General features: G+C 42.2%; 17 protein-coding genes. 5 read left to right on the forward strand and 12 right to left on the reverse strand.

Translation table 11 applies throughout. The annotated features are described in order from the left end of the window. Positions 1–2: 2 nt before the first annotated feature. A complete protein-coding gene (locus VRUMOI_RS16435; RefSeq protein ID WP_394608808.1) occupies positions 3–1013 on the reverse strand; it encodes a phospholipase A in 1011 nt (336 codons plus the stop codon). 256 nt (positions 1014–1269) lie between these two features. On the opposite strand from VRUMOI_RS16435, the gene VRUMOI_RS16440 reads away from it, so the two are divergent. Further along, positions 1270–1848 (forward strand): outer membrane beta-barrel protein, encoded by a 579-nt coding sequence (locus tag VRUMOI_RS16440; RefSeq protein WP_089139482.1) that lies wholly within the window; start codon positions 1270–1272, stop codon positions 1846–1848. 24 nt (positions 1849–1872) lie between these two features. Here VRUMOI_RS16440 and guaD read toward each other — a convergent pair whose 3' ends face one another. The 9 genes from guaD to gcl form a co-directional block, all read right to left on the reverse strand. Beyond that, complete coding sequence (gene guaD / locus VRUMOI_RS16445) at positions 1873–3177, reverse strand: guanine deaminase (protein ID WP_089139481.1); 1305 nt, start codon at positions 3175–3177, stop codon at positions 1873–1875. 47 nt (positions 3178–3224) lie between these two features. Next, positions 3225–4091, reverse strand: coding sequence for a xanthine dehydrogenase accessory protein XdhC (xdhC, locus tag VRUMOI_RS16450; protein WP_089139480.1), 867 nt, complete (start codon positions 4089–4091; stop codon positions 3225–3227). Positions 4092–4274: 183 nt separating this feature from the next. Continuing rightward, on the reverse strand, positions 4275–6692 hold the full coding sequence (gene xdhB, locus VRUMOI_RS16455) for a xanthine dehydrogenase molybdopterin binding subunit (protein WP_089139479.1): 2418 nt from the start codon (positions 6690–6692) through the stop codon (positions 4275–4277). Beyond that, positions 6685–8166, reverse strand: a complete 1482-nt coding sequence (xdhA, locus tag VRUMOI_RS16460) for a xanthine dehydrogenase small subunit (RefSeq protein ID WP_089139478.1) — start codon at positions 8164–8166, stop codon at positions 6685–6687. The genes xdhB and xdhA overlap by 8 nt, the downstream gene beginning before the upstream one ends. Positions 8167–8587: 421 nt before the next feature. Beyond that, positions 8588–9787, reverse strand: a complete 1200-nt coding sequence (locus VRUMOI_RS16465) for an amino acid permease (RefSeq protein WP_089139477.1) — start codon at positions 9785–9787, stop codon at positions 8588–8590. Positions 9788–10273: 486 nt separating this feature from the next. Next, entirely contained in the window at positions 10274–10879 is a 606-nt protein-coding gene (locus VRUMOI_RS16470) for a TetR/AcrR family transcriptional regulator (RefSeq protein WP_089139476.1), read from the reverse strand. Positions 10880–11286: 407 nt separating this feature from the next. Continuing rightward, positions 11287–12183, reverse strand: coding sequence for a 2-hydroxy-3-oxopropionate reductase (locus VRUMOI_RS16475; RefSeq protein ID WP_089139475.1), 897 nt, complete (start codon positions 12181–12183; stop codon positions 11287–11289). Between the two features lie 46 nt (positions 12184–12229). Beyond that, the gene (hyi, locus tag VRUMOI_RS16480) at positions 12230–13006 is read right to left on the reverse strand and encodes a hydroxypyruvate isomerase (RefSeq protein WP_089139474.1); all 777 of its coding nucleotides are present in this window, start codon (positions 13004–13006) and stop codon (positions 12230–12232) included. 83 nt (positions 13007–13089) lie between these two features. Beyond that, the gene (gene gcl / locus VRUMOI_RS16485) at positions 13090–14865 is read right to left on the reverse strand and encodes a glyoxylate carboligase (protein ID WP_089139473.1); all 1776 of its coding nucleotides are present in this window, start codon (positions 14863–14865) and stop codon (positions 13090–13092) included. 416 nt (positions 14866–15281) lie between these two features. Here gcl and aceB point away from each other — a divergent pair, with 416 nt between their 5' ends. The 3 genes from aceB to VRUMOI_RS16500 all read left to right on the forward strand — a co-directional run bounded on the left by aceB (position 15282) and on the right by VRUMOI_RS16500 (position 18363). After that, on the forward strand, positions 15282–16886 hold the full coding sequence (gene aceB, locus VRUMOI_RS16490) for a malate synthase A (protein WP_089139499.1): 1605 nt from the start codon (positions 15282–15284) through the stop codon (positions 16884–16886). A gap of 229 nt (positions 16887–17115) precedes the next feature. Continuing rightward, positions 17116–17547: a GlcG/HbpS family heme-binding protein gene (locus VRUMOI_RS16495; RefSeq protein WP_089139472.1), complete on the forward strand. Its 432-nt coding sequence runs from the start codon at positions 17116–17118 to the stop codon at positions 17545–17547. An 81-nt stretch (positions 17548–17628) separates the two neighbouring features. Further along, entirely contained in the window at positions 17629–18363 is a 735-nt protein-coding gene (locus VRUMOI_RS16500; protein WP_089139471.1) for a GntR family transcriptional regulator, read from the forward strand. A 75-nt stretch (positions 18364–18438) separates the two neighbouring features. Here VRUMOI_RS16500 and VRUMOI_RS16505 read toward each other — a convergent pair. Further along, a protein-coding gene (locus VRUMOI_RS16505; protein ID WP_089139470.1) for an IS3 family transposase occupies positions 18439–19661 on the reverse strand; the annotation gives its coding sequence in 2 pieces (ribosomal slippage) (positions 18439–19287 and positions 19290–19661; 1221 coding nt in all). 235 nt (positions 19662–19896) lie between these two features. Between VRUMOI_RS16505 and VRUMOI_RS16510 the strand changes: the two genes are divergently transcribed. Further along, positions 19897–21099: an IS256 family transposase gene (locus VRUMOI_RS16510; protein WP_105903604.1), complete on the forward strand. Its 1203-nt coding sequence runs from the start codon at positions 19897–19899 to the stop codon at positions 21097–21099. 69 nt (positions 21100–21168) lie between these two features. Here the strand turns inward: VRUMOI_RS16510 and VRUMOI_RS16515 are convergent, their stop codons facing one another. Then, on the reverse strand, positions 21169–22629 hold the full coding sequence (locus VRUMOI_RS16515; RefSeq protein WP_089139917.1) for a sucrose-6-phosphate hydrolase: 1461 nt from the start codon (positions 22627–22629) through the stop codon (positions 21169–21171). Positions 22630–22658: the final 29 nt, after the last annotated feature.

The raw sequence follows: 22658 nt of genomic DNA on the forward strand, positions 1-22658 counted from the left end.
CTTTACAAGATCCCCGTAATGGCGATCCCTAAACCGACTCTTTGCTGGTTTTGGTTATAGTCAATCAAGCTACTACCATAACCACTTGAATATTTCGCATAGCCACGCACTTTCCCCCAAATAGGAAAGGTTAAACCAAGCTCCGCATAACCTTTATGGGTAGAAAAGTTCTCACGACCTAAAAATGAAAACTCTAAATCATTCCATTTATACACACTCGAAAGTTCAAAATGCCCCATGTAGTCTTCAATATCAGGGTTATCATCACCACTCGAATCACTTGGATCATTCTTATCGCTTTCTGGAATTCGCCACCATGGCTGTAACGCAATAAGAAAGTTATCTTTGGCAAAATAAAACTGGCTATAAACTCGGTTCCAACTACGAGATAAATCTTGTCGCTGACCATTAGATTCATGCTCTATACCGACGCCAAAAGCAGTCGTACCGCCAAATGGCGTCCATGAGGTTGGTGTGACGTAAAACAATTCAGGACGGTAATTGGTTTCTCTAAATGGGCGTGAAATTTCATCCGCATACACTTGCCAAAAAGACTTGAGCGTCATTCCAAAAAAGAGGCCATCCCCTTCAAATAAAAGATCAGAGTAATTCAATGGTACTTTAAAGCTGATCTGAAATTCGGCCTCAGCATGCTCCAGCCCTTCAGACCAATCAGTGCCTTCGTAAGCTTTATCATTAATACTGTCGCTATAAGTGATTGGCAAAAGGTAATTTAAACGGTGCGCCGTCATCACAAAGGGTTCAAAGGCATTCTTTCGTTCGGTTTCTAGTCGATTAACGGCTAAATTCTCATCTTCTTTTTTAGCTTGAACCGCGGTTCCTGACACATTACCTAACTGGCATTCGTCTCGAATATCTTGCAACGTTTTTGAGCCTGATTGTTGTTTCATTTTTTCCAACAAACACACATCGTAAGCACTCGGTATCTCATTATTAGACGGTGGCGACTCAGCCCACACACTCGGAACCCAACAGGCATTTAACAGTAACATTTGAAACGAACTCACTTTCATGGCTTATCCTTGATCACTGTTTTGATAGGAATATCAGCATACCAATTCATATTGACAATTTATATATCGAGCGGATATTTATAACAAAATACAAACATTTATGATGATATAGAGACATAAAAGCTGTGAGACTTATCGACTCAATGAGTATGCTGTTTTACATCGCGCCGCTTTTAAGGCACATTTTGATGGATACGTTCGAATCCATGCCAACAACGACAGATAGGTTCTGATAATGAAAAAATCACATTGGTTACTCTTAATGCTTGCCGCGCCTACTGCTTATGCCGATGTCATCATTACGCCGATGGTTGGCTATACACTCGGTGGCGAAGTAGAAGATTCTAGTGGTAATAAATATGACTTTAAGGGAAGCGAAAGCTACGGCTTATCTATTGAAGTGCCCGTTGAAAATGGCCAGCTCGGACTATTCTATTCCTATCAGGATAATGAATTGGAATCTTTGGATTATGACACTTCAATCCAGTACTTAATGATTCAAAGTCGTTTGAACATGCCGATCAACAATGACGCATTAGGGTATTTGGGCGTGGGATTAGGCGGCTCTTATACTGATGTCGATTGGGCTGATAATAAGTATGGTTTTGCGGCCAGTATTTATGCAGGGTTGGAGTACAACATCACTGAGAATTTAGCCTTAACCGGACAAGTCCGTTGGTTAGGCACCGTGGTCGATAACGATTCACAAAGTGCCTGTTACGCAAACCAAAGTTCAAGTAATTGTTATATTCAATTTGAGTCAGACTGGATGAACCAATTCCAGTCTAACGTAGGTGTCGCGTTTCGATTTTAAGCCTGAGTGTTAGCAACGAAAACCTTACGCTCTGTAAGCTAAGTCACCATAAACATATGTCGCATGCACGGTTCGGTCATCCCCTAAGCTCATCAGTACAAAGAGTTTCTCTTCTAAGGTTTTGGCTTGTTGCATGCGAAATTTCATCAAAGTAGTAGCATTCGGTTCTAACACCACAAAATCCGCTTCTTTTCCCACTTCTAGACTGCCAATTTTATCATCGAGATATAAGGCTTTTGCACCGCCTAGTGTCGCTTGATAGAGCGATTTCACAGGATGCAGTTTCTTCTGCTGTAACTGCATAATTTTGTAGGCTTCACTCATGGTTTGCATCAGTGAGAATGATGTGCCAGCGCCAACATCGGTCCCCATTCCTACTCGAACCCCAAAGCCTTCCATGCGATTTAAATCAAACAGCCCTGAGCCTAAAAACAAGTTAGAGGTTGGGCAAAAGGCAATCGCTGAACCCGATTCCGATAAGCGTTGGCATTCACAATCCGACAAATGAACACCATGAGCAAACACCGATCTCGGGTGCAATAACCCATGATGATCGTACACGTCCAAATAGCCTTCTCGTTCTGGAAATAAGGATTTTACCCATTCGATCTCTTGTTTGTTTTCCGATAAATGGGTGTGCATATACACGCTTGGGTATTCTTGCAGTAATTTTCCAACCATATCGAGCTGCTCTGGAGAGCTTGTCGGTGCAAAACGAGGGGTGACGGCGTAGGATAAACGACCATTATCGTGCCATTTTTCAATCAGCTCTTTTGAATCTTGATAGCCGCACTCTGGTGTATCGGTAAGATAATCAGGCGCATTTCGATCCATTAAGACTTTACCGGCTATCATACGTAAATTACGTCGTTTGGCTTCTTGGAAAAACACATCGACTGATTGTTTGTGCACCGTACCAAAAACCAATGCGGTGGTAGTGCCGTTGGTCGCCAGTTCGTCTAAAAAGATTTTTGCTACTTTCGCGGCATATTCAGGGTCTTTAAAACGCTCTTCTTCTGGGAAGGTATAATTTTCAAGCCAATCTAAAAGTTGCTCGCCATAAGAAGCGATCATACCGGTTTGTGGGTAATGGATATGCGTATCGACAAAGCCCGCAGTGATGATTTTATCTTGATAGTTAACCATCTCAAATTCACCGTTGAGACTCGCAAGGGTGGTAATGTAATCGCCAACGTGAGTAATGATGCCGTTTTCAACCACCAATAATCCATCTTCGAAATAACGATAAGCGTTGTCTAGCCCGACTTCACTAGGGTCTGCAACGAGTTGAATAATAGAACTACGATAAGCCGTATTGACTTGTGACATTGATGACTTCCTTGTATCCATCGTCTGATCGGTATGGCTTTAATGGCCTAACCAACCAAAGTGTTGTGTTTTAATGGGCGCTTCGCTTCTAACGTTTCACCCTGATAATGCGCGATCAACTCACCCGCCACCGAAACGGCGATTTCTGCGGGGTGTTTACCTTTGACTATGGCAATGCCTATCGGACATTGCATTTTTTCTATCGTACCTTGCTCAAAGCCTCGGTGAGCTAGACGTAAATCAAATTTTTTACGTTTGGTTTGAGAGCCAATCATGCCAAAGTAACTAAAGTGATCTTGGCTTAAAATCTCACGGGCTAAATCAAAATCAAGCTGATGATTATGAGTCATCACCAAATAGTAACTATTGAGCGGCATGTGCTTAATTTCCCCCACAGGATCATCCGTCACTAATTTATGCACGTTGGGCGCTAAATAATCAGGAAATTCGGCTTCTCGCTCATCAACCCAGGTAATTTTAAACGGTAAGGTTTGCACGATATTGACTAACGCTTTCGCGACATGTCCTGCGCCGAATAATACTAAATGATGTTGATTAAAACCGATTGGCTCAAAGCTCAGAGTCGCCATGCCGCCACAACATTGACCTAAACGAGCCCCTAAATTAAAGCGCTCGATATGGATTTTGTTATCGGTTTTTCCATCACCAATGCTGATCAACATTTCACGAGCCATTTGCGTGGCGAGGTGCTCTAAATGCCCTCCGCCAATCGTCGCATACAGTTCATTGCGCGTGACAATCATCTTGGTGCCAGCGTCACGAGGCACAGAGCCTTTATCTTCCAATACAGAAACCAAAATACATGCCTCACCTTGCTGCTCGAGTAAGGCAAGTTGTTGAATCCAAGAAACTTGGCTCGTTGGATTCGAATGTTCATTTCCATAAGTAGGCATAGCTATTTCCTTTTAATAGGCTATGAAACTGTCATCCTGAATAGCGACGAAGGAGCGTAGTTCAGGATCTCCATAAGTAATCGATGAATCAACCAAACACTTTAGGAGATTCCAAACAGCTCGTCCCTCGCTTTTGGAATGACACGGTATTTATGACAACTATCAAGAACACCACAAACTGATTTAAGCTTGTACTCGATGATTTTCTACTAAAGTCGCTTTAACCGTAGAACTCCCCGCTCTCGCCTTTTCCATTGCCCACAATACTCGCTCTGGTGTGGCTGGCGTATCAAGGTGTACAGTGACTCTTTCACCTTCTTGAGCATTCTCTAGTGCCACGGCGTGCACGGCATCTTTTAACGCGCTCCAGACCGACATTCCTAGCATAAACGGTGGCTCACCAACGGCTTTCGAGTTAAACACCGTATCTTCTGGGTTACTGCGGTTTTGCACGATATTGGTTCTAAAATCAATGGGCATATCCGCAATCGCTGGGATTTTGTAGCTGGCGGGGCCGCTGGTCATCAAGCGCCCTTTTTCATTCCACACCAATTCTTCCGTAGTCAGCCAACCAACACCTTGTATAAAGCCGCCTTCTATCTGACCAATATCAATCGCAGGGTTTAGCGATGCTCCCACATCATGCAAAATATCAGTACGTAGAATTTTGTACTCACCCGTTAAAGTATCCACAATCACTTCTGAGCACGATGCACCATAAGCGAAGTAGTAGAATGGACGGCCACGCGCTTTTTCATGATCATAATGAATCTTCGGCGTGCGATAGAACCCCGTACTCGACAACGATACTTGGTTGAAATATGCCTGTTGAACAAATTCAGCAAACGGGATCAATTGATCGCGCACCTCGACCACACCATTGTTAAAGACCACCTCTTCTGGCGTCACTTTGTAGTGATTTGAGGCGAAATCAATCAAACGTGCTTTGATCGTCATCGCAGCATTTTGCGCCGCTTTACCGTTCAAGTCAGTACCGGATGAAGCCGCGGTTGGCGAAGTATTCGGTACTTTGTCAGTATTGGTGGCGGTGATTTGAATTTGGTCGATATCGACGCTGAACTCTTGCGCGACAATTTGCGCCACTTTAGTGTTCAACCCTTGCCCCATCTCAGTACCACCATGGTTCAAATGAATACTACCATCAGTATAAATATGAATAAGCGCACCGGCCTGGTTTAAGAACGTCGCGGTAAATGAAATACCAAATTTGACGGGTGTTAATGCTATGCCCTTTTTCAAGATTGGACTATTGGCATTAAATTCCTCGATTTCTCTACGACGTTTTTGATATTCACTGGTTTTTTCTAACGCTTCCGTGATTTCTAATAAGCAGTTATCTTCTACTTTTTGATAGTAGTGAGTGGTATCTCGACCTTCTCCGCCGTAGTAGTTTGTTTTACGGATTTCCAGCGGATCTTTACCAAGGTAATGCGCGATTTCATCCATGATATGTTCAATGGTCATCATGCCTTGCGGGCCACCAAAACCACGATAAGCGGTATTCGATGCGGTGTTGGTTTTGCAGCGATGTCCTACTACTTTGGCATCACCTAGGTAATAAGCGTTATCCGAGTGGAACATTGCACGGTCGACAATGGAATGTGATAAATCAATCGAATAACCACAATCACCTGAGTTAATTAATTCCGCGCCATGAATACGCCCATCATCATCAAAACCAATACGATACTGGTTATAGAATGGATGACGCTTACCCGTCATGATCATATCGTCACTGCGCCATAAGCGAATTTTGGTTGGCTTTTGGGTTAAGCTTGCAATCACTGCGGCAATACAAGCTGGGGCATTCGCTTGGGTTTCTTTCCCCCCAAAGCCACCGCCCATACGACGCATGTCCACCACCACTTTATGCATTGCAACGCCCAACACTTCCGCCACTACTTTTTGAATTTCAGTTGGGTTTTGAGTTGAGGTATAAACGATCACACCACCGTCTTCGGCTGGCACAACACTACTGGCTTGGGTTTCTAAATAAAAATGCTCTTGACCACCAATATTCAGCTCGCCCTCTAATACGTGCTTGGCAGAAGCGAGCGCGCTTTGATAATCACCACGCTGTTGCACATGGGTTTCATGCACAAAGTGTTTTTTCTCAAGCGCTTCTTTAACATCCAAAATAGCCGGTAATGGTTCAAATTCAATCTCAGCCGCTAAGGCCGCTTTACGTGCGGTTTCCATATCTTTAGCCGCCACCGCGATAATAGGTTGGCCATAATATTCCACCACGCCATCGGCTAATAATGGGTCACCAGGAAATACTGCGCCAATATCCAACTCCCCGGGCACATCTTTACTGGTGATCGCAATCTCAACGCCATCAAATTCGTAGCAAGGATCGGTATTGATACTGACAATCTTGGCATGCGCTTCGGTACTTAAACGGCAATACACATGCAACTGATTAGGAAACTCTAAGCGATCATCCACATAAATTGCTTCACCTGAAACCTGCTTGCTAGCGCTATCGTGTTTGACGGACTTACCAACACCCGTTTTAAGATCTTGCTTATATTGTGTGAGTAGCTCGTCGTAGCTTAATTTTGGAGAATGATTAGACATAAGACGTGACCCTCGTTTCAATGCTGTGTTGCTTAAAGTTATTGCTGTTTTGCTGTGACATGACCTTGGTTTGTTGCTCTAGGAAAAAACGCAGAAGCATGTTGCACGCGGTTTTTGAGCGATATTCTTTGCTGGCTCTAAAGTCAGACAATGGCTCAAAATCTTGTGCTAATTGCGCCATGGCTGCTTCAATTGATGATTTATTCCAAGCCTGACCTATTAACGATTTTTCACACAAATCTGCGCGTTTCGGTGTGGCGGCCATTCCACCAAACGCCACACGGGCATCGACAATCACGTCATTTTCAATGGTGAAGTTAAACGCGCCGCACACCGCGGAAATATCATCATCAATACGTTTAGATAATTTATAAGCGCTGAAGATCTGCTGATCATTTTCAGGCTTAGGAATGATGATTTGTTCGATGAATTCCGATTCTTGCTGAACCGTCACTTTGTAATTAATAAAGTATTCATCAATTGCGACTTCTCGGACTTGTTGCCCTTTTCGCAATTTCAGACGGGCATTAAGTGCAATAAGAAGAGGGGGCGTGTCACCAATAGGAGACGCATTGGCAACATTACCCCCAATAGTGCCTTGGTTACGTACTTGCAATGATGCAAAGCGATGCAGTAAGTGACCAAAATCTGGGTAATATTTAGCGAGTGTGGCGTAACAATCACTGATCGGCATATTGGCGCCAATCACGATGTCTTGTTCGGTTTCATGGATGGTTTTCATATCCATAACGCCAGTGACGTTAATCAAGGTTTCAATTTCACGATGGAACTGAGTGACTTCCAACGCCAAGTCCGTACCACCTGCCACCAATTTGGCTTTTGGATGACGCTCATATAACTCAGCTAATTCATCGGTAGTCGTCGGTGAAAAACTGGTTAAATTCCCTTGCACTAACGGCGCGGTTTTTGATTCAATTTTTTCAAGTTTGGCGATGGTTTGTTGCTCAAGTTCAGCAAACTGATCAAGCAAAGGCTGATCAGAGCTTAATGATAAAGCGGCATCAACAATCGGACGATAACCCGTGCAGCGACAAAGGTTACCCGCCAATGATTCCATCACATCTTCTTTATCGGCACTTGGTTTATTTTTACTCAACGCAAACATCGACATTATAAAGCCCGGTGTGCAGTAACCACATTGTGAACCATGAAAATCCACTAAGGCCTGCTGGACTGGGTGCAATGATTGTTTGTTTTTTAGATCTTCAACCGTAATCAATTGCTTGCCGTGTAATGACGACACAAAGGTCAAACATGAATTGACACTGCGATATTGCAACTTGCCATCCACAAGCTCACCAAGTACTACGGTACACGCACCGCAATCACCAGAACCACAGCCTTCTTTGGTACCGGTTTTATGTAACTCGGTACGTAGATAATTTAACACTGTCATATTGGGTGAAATATTGGTTTCACGCTTCAGTGTTTGATTGAGTAAAAACGTAATCAAAGTGCTTCTCCTGTGCTCACTTATTCGCTATTTGAAAACGGCTTTTTTATCGTACCGTTTAACCTATAGCTCACTTCCTGTACATTCAGTATTGGATTTCTTGACTCAATGGTCAAGTTTTAGCGATCACATTTTTTAAACAATTTTGCAACACTTTGATTTTTTGCATTTTAATTTTTTCTCATATACCAATTAATATAAGTAAATGATCTAAATTAGCGTAGGAAAAAAGCTTGATAACAAGGCATAAAATTTCTGTTAGTAGCTGCCCTACATACAAATTTTATAACGTAGTTAGCAAGTTTTTTAACAAGCTAAGGCGATCAGTTACTTATTGCGATTGGTATTAAGTCTTGAAAAAACAAAAATGCCGACACTAGGCCGGCATTCAAAAGGATATGTAGGTATAAACTAGTTTAGATTAGCTAAAGAAAGTCGAAACAAGAATAAACGCACCAAACAAGAATGAAGCAACTAAAGCAGTATTGCCACCCCCCGTCGTATAAGCACTTGCTTGTGATGCAACGGTAAAACTTGGTTTTCGTACATTCCACACCATGGCTAACGGCCCCCAAATCGCTAGGAAGACTAAAGTAATACCTGCGTAGTCCAGCATATTGAGGAATTTGTTTGAAAATAAATTGGTCACTAAAAGCGGCAAAATGAAAGTCAGAACAAAAATTAACCCTGCCGTTACCTTGCCCTTTTCTAGTTTGGTTCGATTAACAATCCCCGCAATCGCATCTTTGTTTTGGTCGAATAACGCCATCGACACGCCAAGAAACGACGTCACTAATGCCAATGCTGAAAAGACAGCAATAATGGTTTTTAATGTGCCAGATGAGCCGCCAAATGCCGCAATAAGCTGCGAAATATCTTCAAATTGACGAATTTCAGTCGTACCTAGGTTACCGATAATTGCGAGAAGCCAGGTGAGGTAACAAATCAGCGGGATCACAGAGCCAAGCAAAACCATATTGCGCATCTGCTTTGGTGTTGCTTCTTTGTTGTACATAACAAGTGATGGGATCACCACCATAGAAGCAAAACTCGTGAAAATAGTGGTGCTGTGTTTCACCACATCTTTCCATAAAAAGTTTGGTGTTTGCTCTAGGTACTCAATGTGAATATTGGTAAACAGTGTCACAACAACGGTAACCAACATAGTGATCATCAAAATGAACAAAACACGGTTTAGCATATCGATATACGATTTACCTGCGATAATCACCACCGCCATCACAAAGGTAAACACCGTATAACAAATCGATTGAGGGACATCAAACCCCATCCCTGCCAATAAATTATGGAACAGGTCACCAATACCGAGAATGTAAGCGACTAAAATACAAATTAGCAGCATATAAAAGAAGAAATTGATGACGAATTTGCCACTGGTTCCCAAAGAAAGCTGGGCAACGCTATTCATACCGCCATTTTGATCGGTTTTAGTACACGCTTCTGTTAGCAATAAAGATCCATAAGTGGTTCCCACAAAGATCACTAACATTAAAATTAAACTGACCGTAAAGCCAAATTGAGCTAATGCCATTGGAATGCCTAACATTCCGGCACCTAGTGCAGTCCCCGACAAAATCAAAGAACTACCGAATAATTTCATATTCACTGCATCGGTCCTTTTATTGGTTATCCTATGTAATACAACATCAACAGAGTAATCGGCTACTTTTAACGAAAACGATAACATAGGGTATTTTTTAAGACGCGCAGTTTAACAGAATATCTGGATTTTGGAGGCTAACATTCATAAAGAACGGAATTAAACACTATTTACCTGCAAATATAAGAAATAATAGTGTATGAAACCAGTATGGGTTTATAAATTAGATTTAATCATTATTTTTAGTGATCATTTCAGAATCAAAATTACATATAATGGCTAAAAATCGAAATTTCATCGCACAAATATTCACAAGAGACATTGGTTAGTAGGCAGTAATAAGGAGAGCCAATAACAATCAACATAACACCCGAAACAGCATCACATTTCAGACACACAATCACGCCAATAATGGTTCCGGAGATCGCCGCAAATAACACTCAGGTTGTGGTTTTATGATTTGAAGCACTCGCAAACACTTATGATTTAGCCAACACCACAGCCTTTTAAAATCATGGTAGTTAAAAATTCCGCCGCTTCATCATAATCTTTGCGAGCCAATTTCTTTTTGTTCATGACTCGACAAATCTGCCAACCAAAGTCCGCATACGTTTGCGTCGCCGCCCAAATAGTAAACATTAAATGGTGTGGAGAAACCGCATCCATTCTGCCCTGCTCAATCCATGACTGAAATTTCGCAATGATCATTTCAGATTGTTGCTGTAATTCATCTTCAATATCTTTGGGTAAAGAACGGCCACCAGACATCACTTCATTAGCAAACACTTTAGAGGCATAGGCATGATCACGAGAAATAACTAACTTGGTTTTGATGTACTCAGTGAGCGCTTCAATAGGGTCGTCTAAGTCTTGTATCGGTTTAGAAGATTGCAATAGCGGTACCGTCACGCTTTCTAATACTGCGCGATAGAGGTTATCTTTGGAATTGTAGTAGTAATAGATATTTGGTTTAGGAATGTTGGCTTCTTTAGCAATATCCGCCACTTTGGTTGCAGCGTAACCATACTTAGCAAAGTGCTGACTCGCAGCCTCAATAATGACACTTTGATTTCTTTCTCTCACTTTTGCCACGTCGTCACTCCTGTATTTCTACCAAAATAAGATGTGATTAGTGTTTTAACATAGCGAGCAAGAAATTCATCTTTTTTATCAATATTTTGATGATTACATCATGGGAAATCTCATTAGGATTAAAAAATCCTGAGTAACGTGATTACTGCATTAACTCGTTGCACACAAAACGAAGATTAACTTACACGCTACTCAGGGCGCACTAAAGGAGACAAAAAGTGCGGTAAAAACTGAGTCTTTGCGGCTTTATACCACCATTCCCAAATATGGCGATATAAAGCAAGTCCAATGCAATGACTCAGCTATAACGAAAATAGTATTGATTAATATACCTAAAGTCATTGGCGTTGCAGTGAGGCGAATGAACGCCGTCAACAAAGCTGCAACTTCAAGTACGAAAGGTATCGTTATTCACCACGGATATTATGTTTACCACGCGCTTCAATGGCTTTAATCAATGCAGAGTGGTCCCAGTTCGAGCCATCCATTGCGGCACACTCACCAAATAATTGTTGAGCCGTAGCCGTGTTTGGTAGATCAAGACCCAGTTGCTCCGCACCTGTTAACGCTAGATTTAAATCTTTTTGATGCAAAGAGATTCTAAATCCAGGGTCGAACGTGCCTTTCACCATGCGCTCACCATGGACTTCCAAAATCTTCGAGTTAGCAAAACCACCCATCAATGCATTACGCACACGAGCAGGATCGGCACCCGCTTTTGAAGCAAAGACAAAGGCTTCTGAAACCGCTTCGATATTAAGCGCCACGATGATTTGGTTGGCCACTTTACAAATTTGTCCTGCGCCATTGTCACCCACCAGCGTGATGTTTTGTCCCATCACTTCAAATAGTGGTTTAGCACGTTCAAACGCCGCTTCACTGCCCCCAACCATAATTGTTAGCGAGGCGTTAATCGCACCCACTTCGCCGCCGGAAACAGGAGCATCAAGATACTCCGCGCCACACTCTTTAATTTGCTTCGCAAACTCTTGCGTTTCAATTGGTGCAATCGAACTCATGTCGATCACTAACTTTCCAGCAGATAAACCTTGTGCGATACCATTATCACCAAACAGCGCATCAGCAACATCCGGCGTATTCGGTACCATAGTAATAATGATGTCCGCTTGCTCTGCCGCTTCTTTACCGCTATGTACCACCGTTGCTCCGCCATCGACTAACTCTTGTGGTGGCGCAATAAAGTGATCAGATACCACCAATTGATAACCCGCTTTTTGTAAATTCAATGCCATCGGTTTGCCCATAATGCCAGTACCGATAAATGCAATTGTTGGTGTAGTCATAATCTCATCCTTAAAATTTGTTTTTTTATCTGTTTAGTAAATTGAATTACGCCATTTCTTTTAGCCAAACAAGACCTTCTTGAGTCGTGGTCTTCGGCTTATATTCACAACCAATCCAACCGTCGTAACCAATGCTATCTAAATGGTTAAACAAGAATGGGTAGTTAATCTCCCCTGTACCCGGTTCGTGTCGACCAGGATTATCCGCTAATTGAACATGCTGAATTTGGCTAAGGTGCTCGCTGAGCGTTGGCGCTAAATCCCCTTCCATGATCTGCATGTGGTAGATGTCGTATTGGAAGTTCAGGTTATCACTGCCTACCTTCTCAATGATGTCGAGCGCTTGCTTGGTATTGGTTAAGAAAAAGCCCGGTATATCACGAGTGTTAATCGCTTCAATGATCAAACTAATGCCATTTTCTTTTAGCGCACCAGCAGCAAAACGCAGATTGCTCACAAAGGTATCTTCAGCTTGCTGTTGCGTGACACCATCCGGCACAATTCCCGCTAAACAATTGACTTGGCTGCAATTAAGCGCTTTGGCATATTGAATTGCCTTCGCGACGCCTTGCTGAAATTCATCCACCCGTTTAGGGTCAACCGCAATCCCACGATCACCGTCTAACCAGTTACCAGCAGGTAAATTGAACAACACTTGTTGTAACTGATTTTCTTCAAGCACTTGCTGAATGGTGCTAGGTTCAAAATCATAAGGGAATAAGTATTCCACACCTTGAAACCCAGCTTCCGCTGCTTGTCCAAAGCGTTGTAAAAAATCCACTTCGGTAAATAGCATTGATAGATTTGCCGCAAACTTAGGCATATCCTTCTCCTTTTTCTGCAACTAAAAATAGAGACAAAGCCATTGAAGTTGCTATCACATTGGCAGCAACTTCAATGATGTCATTACTGGTTAAAGGTAATCGCGGTTGGGGCGTCGCCTTCCATTTCCGCTAAACTTTCAAATTCATTGATGCCATCAATTTCAACACCCATTGCAATGTTAGTAACGCGTTCTAGAATGAATTCGACCACAACTGGCACGCGATGCTTGGCCATTAATTGCTTCGCTTCTTCAAAAGCGGCTGGCGCATCTTCAGGGTTACGAACGCGAATCGCTTTACAACCTAACCCTTCGACAACCGCGACGTGATCAACCCCATAACCTTCCATTTCTGGTGCGTTTTGGTTTTCAAAAGCAAGCTGCACACAGTAATCAATATCGAACTGGCGTTGCGCTTGGCGAATCAAACCAAGGTATGAATTGTTCACCACCACGTGAATGTAAGGCAGATTAAATTGCGCCCCAGCGGCTAACTCTTCAATCATGAACTGGAAGTCGTAATCGCCGGAAATCGCGACAATTGGGCGGTCAGGGTCAGCCGCTCGAACACCTAATGCAGCCGGAATCGTCCAACCTAATGGGCCAGCTTGACCACAGTTAATCCAATGACGAGGTTTATACACGTGTAGGAACTGTGCGGCAGCAATTTGCGACAAACCAATAGTGCTGACATAACAAGTGTCCTCACCAAATGCTTTGTTCATTTCTTCATAAACACGCATCGGCTTCATCGGCACTTCTTCAAAGTGAGTTTTACGCAACATGCTTGATTTGCGTTCAATACACTCACCAACCCAGCTAGAACGGTCTTTTAACTTGCCTGCTGCTTGCATTTCTTTCGCAACGTCTAAGAACAGCGTTAATGCCGACTTCGCATCTGACACAATGCCAAGATCAGGGCAGAACACGCGACCAATTTGTGTCGGTTCGATATCCACATGGACAAACTTACGACCCTGGGTATACACATCCACCGAACCGGTATGACGGTTTGCCCAGCGATTACCAATGCCCAATACAAAATCAGACGCAAGCATGGTGGCATTTCCGTAACGATGTGAAGTTTGTAGCCCAACCATACCGGCCATGAGTTCATGGTTATCAGGGATACTACCCCAGCCCATTAAGGTTGGAATGACAGGCACATTTAAGATCTCAGCCAACTCTTGCAGCTCAGCACTTGCCCCCGCATTAATCACACCACCACCAGACACAATTAAAGGCTTGTCCGATTCCGTTAACATCGTCAGCGCTTTTTCTACTTGGCTACGTGTTGCGCTAGGTTGATACGGCTCAAGTGGCTCATAAGTATCAATATCAAACTCAATTTCGGCCAATTGCACGTCAATCGGTAAGTCGATCAATACTGGCCCCGGACGACCTGAACGCATAATGTGAAATGCTTGCTGAAATGCGCGTGGCACGAGTGCTGGCTCTAAAACAGTGGTTGCCCATTTAGTGACAGGTTTGGCAATCGATTCAATGTCCACCGCTTGGAAATCTTCTTTATGCAAACGGGCGCGCGGTGCTTGTCCAGTGATACATAAGATTGGTATAGAATCTGCAGAGGCAGAATACAGCCCAGTGATCATATCGGTGCCCGCAGGGCCTGAAGTACCAATACACACCCCAATGTTTTTATCATTGGTTCGGGTATAACCTTCCGCCATATGGGAGGCCCCCTCAACGTGACGTGCTAAGACATGGTCAATCCCACCAATTTTTTTCATCGCCGCATAAAAAGGGTTAATTGCCGCACCAGGTACGCCAAATGCGATATCTACGCCTTCCCTTTTCAATACTTCAACTGCCGCTTCAATCGCTTTCATTTTAGCCATAACTCAATTCCCTTTATATATTGTATACAATTAAAAATACATTACTCAGTCTAGACTCGACAGATTGAATTGTGCAAATAAAAAACAAAAATATTTTCAAATAAACGGCAAATATTGAGTTAAGCCAATGCTTATAAAGCAATTAAAACTGATCCGACCATGAGTGCGCCATTCTGTTTTAGTGCACAAAACGTTAAATAAACTTTGATCTTTTGTGAAAACGAGGATATACCTAGACAAGAAATCAAAACAATAATGTACACAATATTGTTTAAGTAAACATAAATACAAGAAATACGTAGATAAGATTTAAAACTCAAGATCGTCCCAACGCTTTTGGGTTTACCCGTATTGACTGCTCGTACATGTTCATAAAGGAGACGATTATGCACAGCACTGAGGACCGTGAAACAGACATGCAAACCCAACAATCGCGTACGATTAATGTGGTTGGCAAACTAACAACTGAACAACAAAAGGCCATTCTTTCAGAGCCTGCTTTGGATTTTCTGAATGCCTTAGTGACCAAGTTCAGTGCACCATTAGAGCAAGCACTGAAACTACGACGTGAACGTCAAACACAATTTGATGCAGGCGAACTTCCTGATTTCCGTAAAGATACTAAAAGTATTCGTGACGATAAAAACTGGAAAGTGGCACCTATTCCTAAAACGCTTCAGGATCGTCGAGTTGAAATCACAGGCCCTGTTGACCGTAAGATGGTGATTAACGCACTCAATTCCGGTGCAAAAATCTTCATGTGCTGTTTTGAAGATGCGTCTTCTCCAACGTGGGAAAATATGCTGGATGGGCAAATTAACCTACGTGATGCCAATGCCGGCACCATCAGCTACTACGATGAGAAAAAAGATAAACAATATGATCTCGTTGCAAAACCAGCACAACTGCTTGCTCGCCCTCGTGGTTTGCATTTACCTGAGCGTCATATTGAATATAACGGCCAGCCAATTGCCGGTTGTTTAATGGATTTTGCTTTGTACTTCTTCCATAACTACCAAACTCGCGCCAAGCAAGGTGAAGGTGTGTACTACTACATTCCTAAGTTAGAAAGTATGGAAGAAGCCAAATGGTGGGACGATGTTTTCCGCTTTACTGAAGAGTACTTCAAAGTAGAGATCGGCACCATTCGCGCAACGGTATTGATCGAAACCCTTCCTGCGGTATTCCAAATGGAAGAGATTTTATATGTGATGCGTGATCATATTGTGGCAATGAACTGTGGCCGTTGGGATTACATCTTCAGCTACATCAAAACATTGAAGAATCATAAGGATCGTATCTTACCTGATCGCCACAGCGTCGGTATGGATAAACCATTCCTCAATGCTTATAGCCAACTATTAGTCAAAACCTGTCATGCTCGCGGCGCATTAGCCATGGGCGGCATGTCAGCCTTTATTCCAAATTCCGACCCGGCTGTGATGCAGCAAGTGCTAGCCAAGGTGGAAGAAGATAAAAACCGCGAATCCTCGAATGGACATGACGGTACTTGGGTTGCTCATCCAAAGTTAGTGGATGTTGCAATGAGTATTTTTGACAACAAATTGGGTGGGCAAGTCAATCAAATGGATTTTGACAGCAGCCATGTAGGTGACATTACTGCAGAACAATTACTTGCACCATGTGAAGGGCCACGCAATGAAGAAGGCTTACGTAAAAATATTCGTATTGCACTTTATTACATTGAAGCCTGGATCAGCGGTGTGGGCTGTGTACCAATCTACGGCCTAATGGAAGATGCGGCAACAGCGGAAATCTCTCGCGCCAGCATCTGGCAGTGGATTAAACACGGCGTAAAACTAGACGATGGCCAAGTGGTAACAGAGGCGTATTTCCGAGCTCTGTTGGCAGAAGAATTAATTACGATTAAACAAGAAGTTGGCGAGCAACGTTATGCTCAAGGACGATTTGAAGAAACGGCCAAGATGTTCGATACCTTATCGACCCAAGACGATTTTGCAGAGTTCTTGACTCTACCGAGCTACCCGCTTCTTTGTTAATAACCACAACTTACGATCACTCCCTGCTCTCATCGAGCCAAGTATTTGAGCAGGGAGTTTTTGTAAGTTATACCAATCACACTGATTAGCGGTTCAGATATTGCTAGGCAAACTTTGAGGACAAACAATACATGTTCGATAAGTGGTTACCTACTATCACCCTTTTTATAGATAGAAAGGATGAATCTGATAAGGAGTGCGACTGGTATTATATTAATAGAGGATCCTGATCATGAGTTTGACACTGCAACAAGCATTAAGTATCACCCAAGGTGCGTTTCATACCGCATTAGACTTAAAAAGTGCCCCCCTCACTGTGGCTGTTTTAGACAGTGGTGGCAAACTGATTTCCCTACAACGACAAGACGGCTCCAGCATGATGCGACCCGATATTGCCATTGCCAAAGCGTGGGGAGCCCTTGCATTAGGATGCTCATCAAGAAAGTTAGCGCAAGATGCCGATGCCCGACCTGCCTTTATTTCCGCCATTAATGTATTGGCTCACGGCAATATGGTACCGGTTCCCGGAGGCGTATTAATTCGCAACGAAGCGAACTTAGTATTAGGTGCAGTGGGAATCAGTGGCGACTTATCAGATTTGGATGAAAAGTGTGCGCTGGAAGGCATTTTGCATGCAAAGTTGTATTCATCTGACACTTAGATAAACTAAGGTCTATAATGTACAATCTAAGGGCGTTGTTATTATGTTTTTGAACGCCCACCACTTTTAGCAGATTAGGCCATGACGAAATTAAGTAAGCTATCGAATACTAAAATTCAAGCAAAAGCGAATAACCAGACTCAAGATGATGTGGTGTATTGCCACATCTTTGATGCCATCTTAGAGCAACGTTTGCCACCAAGCACTAAGCTCAACGAAGAGTCTTTGAGTGAAATCTTTGGCGTAAGCCGCACGATTATTCGCCGTGCCCTATTACGATTATCACTTGAGCAAGTCGTTGATATCAAACCTAACCGTGGTGCGACTGTTTCTGCACCAACCATTGAGGAAGCAACGCAAATCCTAAAAGCTCGAGAAATTGCAGAACTTGCGCTCACAGAACTCGCAACAGAGAACTGCAATCCTCAACAAATGCAAGTTCTACGTAATTTAGTCACCAGTGAAGATGAGGCCATTGCCAATGGCGATGTCGGCCGTGGGATTCGTTTATCCGGTGAATTTCATATTGAGCTGGCTAAAATGGCAAAGAACGCGCCATTATTACACTTCTTACGCAGCCTCGTTTCTCAAACGTCATTATTGATTGCTCAGTATGAAGGCAGTAATAACAGCAACTGTTCTCAAGATGAACACACTAATCTACTCAATGCGATTGAAGCCGGCGATAAGCAAACTGCCATTCATTTAATGGAACATCACTTACAGCACATCAAAGCAAACCTGAATTTAACCGATGATGCGACGTCGAGTGATTTACATGTGGTATTTTCCAATGTCATTCGTTCACGTGCATAGTCAAGCGTTTGCTAAATAATATTCAATATGTCTCGTCCTAAAATACGTTGACAGTTTTATACTAAGCCAACTGCGTTAGCCGTTGGCTTTTTCATGCACCTCATTCGGGGTTCTCATCCCAAGACTCAGGTGTGGTCTCATATTGTTATAGATGTTGATTGATTCCTTTACTAACTGCTTAAGCTCAACGATATCCTTACACTCATAAAGTAAAAATTCTTGTTTCAGGATGCCGTTTACTCTTTCTGCTAATGCATTCTGGTAGCAGTCATAACCATCCGTCATCGATGGCTTGATGGTTTCCTTTTTCAATCTGTCTTGGTAAACACCTGAGCAATATTGAAGCCCGCGATCTGAATGATGGATACACGGGCAACTATACTGACGTGTTTTTATCGCCATATCTAAAGCCTTTACAACATCCGTCGCTTTCATTTCATTGCTGAGCTCATAGCCCATAATTTTCCGACTAAAGGCGTCAGTAACTAACGAGAGATAATGCACGCCTTCATTAGATTGGACATAGGTTATGTCACTCACCAACACATCTTCGGGATGACGAGGTTTATAGTCTTTAAGCAAGTTAGGATGTTTTTTCATCCAATGTCGACTATTGGTCGTCTTCGTAAAACTGCGCTTAGGCTTAACGAGAAGACGTTCGTCACGTAAGTAATCAAAGAGTGCATCTCTACCTAGCTTGATTCCTTCTTCTTGCAGCTTTGGTTTGAGTAAGGAATACAATTTTCTAGTACCTATTCGAGGCATATAGCGCCGAAGTTCTAGAACCATCTGCTTGATGGGGGTGAGCTCTACCTGACGGTGAGCTGCCCGCTTTTCTCTTTGATAAACGCTTTGTCTCGATATGCCGCACAACCTACAGACTCGAGCTAGGCTGAGCCCCTTCTGTTTTTGAAGGCTTCTTGCTCCTTGGCGATATACTTTTTTCTGAGGCTAGTTCCGTGCTCAGCATCAAGGATATCAACGACTTCATTTAAAAAGAGATTCTTTAGTCGTTCATCTTCCAATTCTTTTTCAAGTCGCTTAATTTTTTGAGCTGGAGATTCATTTGGTTTCGTTGTTTTATGCATGGCTTTCTTCCTTGGATTTTGCGTCCAGTCCATTTTCCCGAACTTTCTTAGCCAGGTTAAAACCGTTGAACGACCTTGAATGCCATAGATAGCTTGGGCTTGTTTATAAGTCATGTCGCCTTTTTCAACAGCATCGACAACCTGTAATTTAAAGCCTAGTGTGTAATCACGCTGAGTGCGCTTAACGTAGATATTATGTGAAGTAGTCATAATTCGTCCTCAATGTGTAAACACATTTCAGGACGAGACAATACAATCAGAAAAGGCAGAGTGGTAAAGCTCTGCCTTTTTTGGTTTTGTGGGAGAGTTCTCTGGATAAGTGATGATACGTTTACTTAACTTTACCTAATCTTAAAAATTAGATTATTGTCATGTAAACTTTATAGCTGGTAGTGTTTAGAAATCTGTGTCATTTCTCCTAAAATAGACAAAAAAGGAATGACACATGAATAATGATTTCGATCTAGAGCAAGCCATTAAAGCTCTTCAATCTGGACAAGATTTAACAGGCAAAGATGGCTTTTTAACTCCTCTTATCAAGCAAATTACGGAAGCTGCTTTAAAAGCTGAGCTTGCACAACACATCGATAATGATGACCAGCCAAATCGTAAAAATGGAACCTCTAAGAAGACTGTTAAGTCTTCTGTCGGAGCATTTGAACTTGATACTCCTCGCGACCGTTCAGGCTCTTTTGAACCTCAACTTATCAAGAAAAATCAAACCAAGCTGACTGATGAAATTGATCGTAAAATCCTTTCTATGTTCTCGTTAGGAATGAGCTATCGTGATATTCGAGGACATGTTGAAGATATGTATGGTATCGACGTCTCTGAGGCCACAATTACTGCTGTCACAGACCGCTTAATACCAGAGCTTAAAGAATGGCAGCAGCGTCCATTAGACGCTATATACCCGTTCATTTGGCTTGATGCCATCCACTATAAAATTAGAGAGGATGGTCGTTATGTCAGTAAAGCGATATACACAATCTTAGGCTTGAATATCGACGGTAAAAAAGAACTACTTGGGTTATACCTATCAGAGTCTGAAGGCGCAAATTATTGGCTATCAGTTTTAACTGATTTACATAATCGAGGGGTTGAGGATATTTTAATCAGTTGCGTAGATGGCTTGGTTGGCTTCCCTGAAGCCATTGCCACAATTTATCCAAATACTGAAGTTCAATTGTGCATCGTCCATCAAATTCGGAACTCAATAAAATATGTCGCATCTAAGCACCAAAAAGAGTTTATGGCAGATCTGAAACCAGTTTATCGAGCGGTAACTAAGGAAGCAGCTGAAATAGAGTTAGACCGATTAGAAGCTAAGTGGGGCCAACAATATCCAATAGTATTACGCTCATGGCGTAATAAATGGGTAAACCTGTCGGTTTACTTTAAATATCCAGAGTATGTTCGGAAAGCCATATATACCACCAATGCTATTGAGGCGGTACATCGTCAGTTTCGAAAGCTGACCAAAACTAAAGGTGGTTTTCCAAATGAAAACAGCTTGCTTAAGCTGTTGTATGCTGGGATATTGAATGCGTCTAAGAAGTGGACAATGCCAATCCAGAACTGGAATATGACATTGTCTCAACTGGCGATTCATTTTGAAGGTCGTTTGGATGACGTCTTAGATATTTAGTCAAAATTAACTGACACAGAATTCTGAACGCCCTCTTATAGCTACGTGGTTTTCTAACTTTTAATTACATCAATTTTCTTTTAACGATGAATACAACCCATCGATTCTATCCATATAAAAGAGCTTGGCATATTCAATCCCTTTGATTGATATATTTTCTAAATTATCAATGAAAAAGCGACTAGTCATCGTATGCTTTCCATCATTAATAAAGATTTCAATAACAGAATTATCGACATACATTTCAAGTAATTGGTTATTAATGAGTCTTGGAGCCTTTCTTACTGTGCCAAACTTTTCCGCATATAGATGTGACATTTCACTTCGGTCAAGCTGAAATTCTCCACGAGTTGCACTAAAAACAATTCTCTCACCTTTGAGGTTACTTAATTCAAGCTCAAACTCTTTATCTTCAATATCAAGCTGGACTAAGAAGCTACCGTTTTCAATTTTATGAGTCTGTGAAAAAACAACCTCTTCCTTCCTTAAGCTTTGCAATTCAGTTAATGGTTTCTGAATAAGGAAGCCATCTTCCAAGGTTAGCTCACGAGGGATAGAAAGCATCCCTGCCCATTGATATTTTACAGATGGCGTATCGATATCAGGCAATCCAACCCAAGCGATTAAAATGCGTCGACCTGAACCATCTAAATAAGTCTGTGGAGCATAAAAATCAAAACCATAATCAGGTTGCAAGATATCATGATGCCCCTCTAGCTCTATCGTACTTAAGTTCAATCTATCCCCAACTAAATACGCCACCGAATAAATATTTTTAAAATCATAGGGATCGCTGCTTTGTACTCCCTGAGGTGAGAACAACATCACGGCTTGACCATCGAGTTCAAAAAAGTCTGGGCATTCCCACATATAACCTAAATCAGTATATTTTGTTTTAATTGGGCCTTTATGCTGCCAAGTAAGTAAATTTTCACTTTCATAGAGCGCCATAGAGCCTTTTTCATTTTGAGTTTGAGCACCAACAACCATGAAATAAACATCATCTTTTTTCCATACCTTTGGATCTCTGAAATGCTCAGTGTAGTGCTCATTTTCAATAATGATGCCATTCTTTTTTATCTCGTTATTTAAGAACATAGTGGCAAAACATTGTGTTGGAACTCGATTCCAATTTTCATCACGCTTATTACCTGTAAAAAACAGCAATACACGATCGCCTTCAACCAAAGCCCCCCCAGAATATACTCCATGAGAATCATAATCTTCATCTGGATGAAGGCCTATTCCATGATCGGTAAAATGAATAAAATCCTTGGTAGATAAATGGTACCAATATTTCATCCCATGCACTGGCCCTACTGGTGTCCACTGATAAAAGATATGGTGCTCTCCATTAAAGTAACACAAACCATTCGGGTCATTTAACAAACCAAATGAAGGCGCAATATGGTAGCAGGGAAAGCTTGTATCCTGTTGGCGAGAAAGTGTCATACTTTCACGCTCAGATTGCGAAATATCTTCAAGTCGACGATACCGTTGCTCTATAGTCCAACTCGTATTTAAGCTCATATATTTTTCCAACAGAAATAGGTTGTGGA

This window comes from Vibrio rumoiensis (genome assembly GCF_002218045.2).
GTDB lineage: Bacteria > Pseudomonadota > Gammaproteobacteria > Enterobacterales > Vibrionaceae > Vibrio > Vibrio rumoiensis.

What these genes read in the sequence shown, in the direction of transcription:
- hyi (WP_089139474.1), bottom strand. Translation starts at nt 13,006, where the DNA reads ATGCCTAAGTTTGCGGCAAATCTATCAATGCTATTTACCGAAGTGGAT.
- xdhC (WP_089139480.1), bottom strand. Translation starts at nt 4,091, where the DNA reads ATGCCTACTTATGGAAATGAACATTCGAATCCAACGAGCCAAGTTTCT.
- guaD (WP_089139481.1), bottom strand. Translation starts at nt 3,177, where the DNA reads ATGTCACAAGTCAATACGGCTTATCGTAGTTCTATTATTCAACTCGTT.
- aceB (WP_089139499.1), top strand. Translation starts at nt 15,282, where the DNA reads ATGCAAACCCAACAATCGCGTACGATTAATGTGGTTGGCAAACTAACA.
- VRUMOI_RS16435 (WP_394608808.1), bottom strand. Translation starts at nt 1,013, where the DNA reads ATGTTACTGTTAAATGCCTGTTGGGTTCCGAGTGTGTGGGCTGAGTCG.
- VRUMOI_RS16475 (WP_089139475.1), bottom strand. Translation starts at nt 12,183, where the DNA reads ATGACTACACCAACAATTGCATTTATCGGTACTGGCATTATGGGCAAA.
- VRUMOI_RS16465 (WP_089139477.1), bottom strand. Translation starts at nt 9,787, where the DNA reads ATGAAATTATTCGGTAGTTCTTTGATTTTGTCGGGGACTGCACTAGGT.
- VRUMOI_RS16440 (WP_089139482.1), top strand. Translation starts at nt 1,270, where the DNA reads ATGAAAAAATCACATTGGTTACTCTTAATGCTTGCCGCGCCTACTGCT.
- VRUMOI_RS16500 (WP_089139471.1), top strand. Translation starts at nt 17,629, where the DNA reads ATGACGAAATTAAGTAAGCTATCGAATACTAAAATTCAAGCAAAAGCG.
- VRUMOI_RS16515 (WP_089139917.1), bottom strand. Translation starts at nt 22,629, where the DNA reads ATGAGCTTAAATACGAGTTGGACTATAGAGCAACGGTATCGTCGACTT.
- gcl (WP_089139473.1), bottom strand. Translation starts at nt 14,865, where the DNA reads ATGGCTAAAATGAAAGCGATTGAAGCGGCAGTTGAAGTATTGAAAAGG.
- VRUMOI_RS16510 (WP_105903604.1), top strand. Translation starts at nt 19,897, where the DNA reads ATGAATAATGATTTCGATCTAGAGCAAGCCATTAAAGCTCTTCAATCT.
- xdhB (WP_089139479.1), bottom strand. Translation starts at nt 6,692, where the DNA reads ATGTCTAATCATTCTCCAAAATTAAGCTACGACGAGCTACTCACACAA.